This window comes from Dethiosulfatibacter aminovorans DSM 17477 (assembly GCF_900142005.1).
Classification (GTDB): domain Bacteria; phylum Bacillota; class Clostridia; order Tissierellales; family Dethiosulfatibacteraceae; genus Dethiosulfatibacter; species Dethiosulfatibacter aminovorans.
This window is the reverse complement of the sequence record NZ_FQZL01000048.1, coordinates 1-2208: the sequence shown is the minus strand read 5'-3', so window position 1 is coordinate 2208 and position 2208 is coordinate 1. Positions and strand designations below refer to the sequence as shown.

Genomic DNA, 2208 nt, shown 5'->3' with positions numbered 1-2208 from the left:
TTCCTGAAGGAAAAACTTAATATTGTCTGGAAGGATGAATTAACAAAGGACACTGCATTGTCTTTGCTGAACAGACCTCTTAGGGTTTGTGGAATGGTGAAAAACCAGGGAGAACCCGGTGGAGGACCATTTGTGGTGGACAATGGAAGCTATACTGATTTGCAGATCTGTGAAAAGTCGGAGATTGAATTGAATGATGAAGAGAAGAGGAGTATTCTTGAGTCATCCCAGTTTTTCAATCCCGTTGATCTGGTCTGCTTCATAAAGGATTACAGGGGTGAGAAATTTAATCTTGTGGATTTTGTTAACAGGGAAAGATATTTCATAAGCGAGAAGACTTACAAGGGCAGGAAGCTTAAGGCTCTTGAACATCCAGGGCTCTGGAATGGTGCAATGCATAATTGGAATACTTTGTTTGTGGAGGTTCCTCTTTCAACTTTTAATCCTGTGAAGACGGTTAATGATTTGTTGCGGGACGGGCATAGGGAGAAGAGGTAAAGTAAAGGTTATAATTGATTTCATTTCAGTGATTTTATAAATGATTTATCAAAATGTTTGAGCAGGAAAGAGGCAGTATAAAGAATAAATTATTGATATGAGTTGTTGAATATTTTTTATATTAGTATCAGAAATTTGATGTTTGAATTGATAAATAGCCATTCAGGTGTTATAACCCGACTTCGGAACGAAAATCAATAAAAAAAGTGCTGTAATCATTTAAAATAGACGATTACAGCACTTTTGTGTTTTCATGAAAAATCACTACATTTTTTTAATGCTTTTGAAAACTCATTAGTCAATAAAACATTTTGTTTGAACTTGAATATTTCCTTGTTTATGTTGCTTTCAAATCGTTTATCTGAAATCATATACAGCTTGTCAACCTTGTAGTCAATCTCATCAATCTCAAAATCAGCCAGTCCATTCAATATCTCATGCGTTGACAAATCAATACCTGCCTTTGACAGCTTGTATTCCAAGAGCCTCTGGAGAACCTAGCTCTTGGTGCCTGCCATATAACTTTATAACTTATTGAAATATTGGTAAATTGTTGGAAATTCAACGTGTTGATGGATTTGTAAAATTAGCATAATAAAGGGGAACTATGAAAATGAAAACAATATTAATCACAGGAGCTGCAGGATTCATCGGATCAAACTTATCACAAGCTCTTGTTTCAGACAATAAAATAATTGGCTTTGACAACGTAAATGATTACTATGATGTCAAACTGAAAGAATACCGATTATCACAGCTTGAATCACATGAAAACTTTACCTTTATCAAGGGCGATTTGGCAGATAAACAGGCTGTTGATTCAATATTTGAAAAATACAAGCCGGAAATTGTCGTTAACCTGGCAGCCCAGGCAGGAGTCCGATATTCAATTGATAATCCTCAGGCTTATATTGATTCAAACCTTATTGGATTCTTCAATATTTTAGAAGCATGTCGTAATTATCCAGTGGAGCATTTGGTTTATGCATCGTCTTCATCTGTTTATGGGTCCAACAAGAAGGTCCCATATGCCACTGAAGACCAGGTGGATAATCCGGTGTCACTATATGCAGCCACTAAGAAGTCAAATGAGCTTATGGCACATGCATATTCAAAGCTCTATGATATTCCTGCAACGGGGCTTAGGTTTTTTACTGTTTACGGACCTGCAGGAAGACCAGATATGGCATATTTCAAATTCACGAACAAGCTGGTCAAGGGTGAGAAGATTCAGATATATAATTACGGAGACATGTACCGTGACTTCACATATATTGATGACATTGTAACCGGTGTGGTTAATGTGATGAACAAGGCGCCTGAGCCAAATGAAGACGGGATCAGATACAAGGTCTACAATATCGGGAACAACAGTCCTGAGAGTCTTATGGACTTTGTGAATACACTGGAACAGAAACTGATGAAATACGGAATCATTGACCGTGAAGCAGAGAAGGAACTACTTCCAATGCAGCCTGGCGATGTTTATCAGACTTATGCTGATGTGTCTGCGCTTGAGAAGGATTTCGGATTCAAGCCTAGTACAAGTCTTGATGAGGGACTTGATAGATTTGCCAAGTGGTACAGGGAATATTACAAGGTAGGTGGAGACAAGTAGAATGAAGATTACAATAGCGGGAACGGGATATGTAGGATTGTCTAATGCAATTCTACTGGCACAGAACAATGAAGTAATAGCATGTGATATTA

General features: G+C 37.5%; 3 protein-coding genes and 1 pseudogene. 3 read left to right on the top strand and 1 reads right to left on the bottom strand.

From position 1 onward, the window contains the following. Positions 1-498: DUF4301 family protein (locus BUB05_RS17510; protein ID WP_139258072.1), on the top strand; the 498-nt coding region annotated here is incomplete at its 5' end. A gap of 251 nt (positions 499-749) precedes the next feature. Here the strand turns inward: BUB05_RS17510 and BUB05_RS17505 are convergent. Continuing rightward, the gene (locus BUB05_RS17505; protein ID WP_073050974.1) at positions 750-980 is read right to left on the bottom strand and encodes a hypothetical protein; all 231 of its coding nucleotides are present in this window, start codon (positions 978-980) and stop codon (positions 750-752) included. A gap of 125 nt (positions 981-1105) precedes the next feature. Between BUB05_RS17505 and BUB05_RS17500 the strand changes: the two genes are divergently transcribed. Together BUB05_RS17500 and BUB05_RS17495 are read left to right on the top strand one after the other, a co-directional pair. Continuing rightward, the gene (locus BUB05_RS17500) at positions 1106-2116 is read left to right on the top strand and encodes a GDP-mannose 4,6-dehydratase (RefSeq protein WP_073050971.1); all 1011 of its coding nucleotides are present in this window, start codon (positions 1106-1108) and stop codon (positions 2114-2116) included. Position 2117: 1 nt separating this feature from the next. Then, positions 2118-2208: pseudogene (locus tag BUB05_RS17495) on the top strand (UDP-glucose 6-dehydrogenase); the annotation flags it as partial.

Coding starts and splice junctions, on each gene's coding strand:
- BUB05_RS17500 (WP_073050971.1), top strand. CDS start 1,106: ATGAAAATGAAAACAATATTAATCACAGGAGCTGCAGGATTCATCGGA.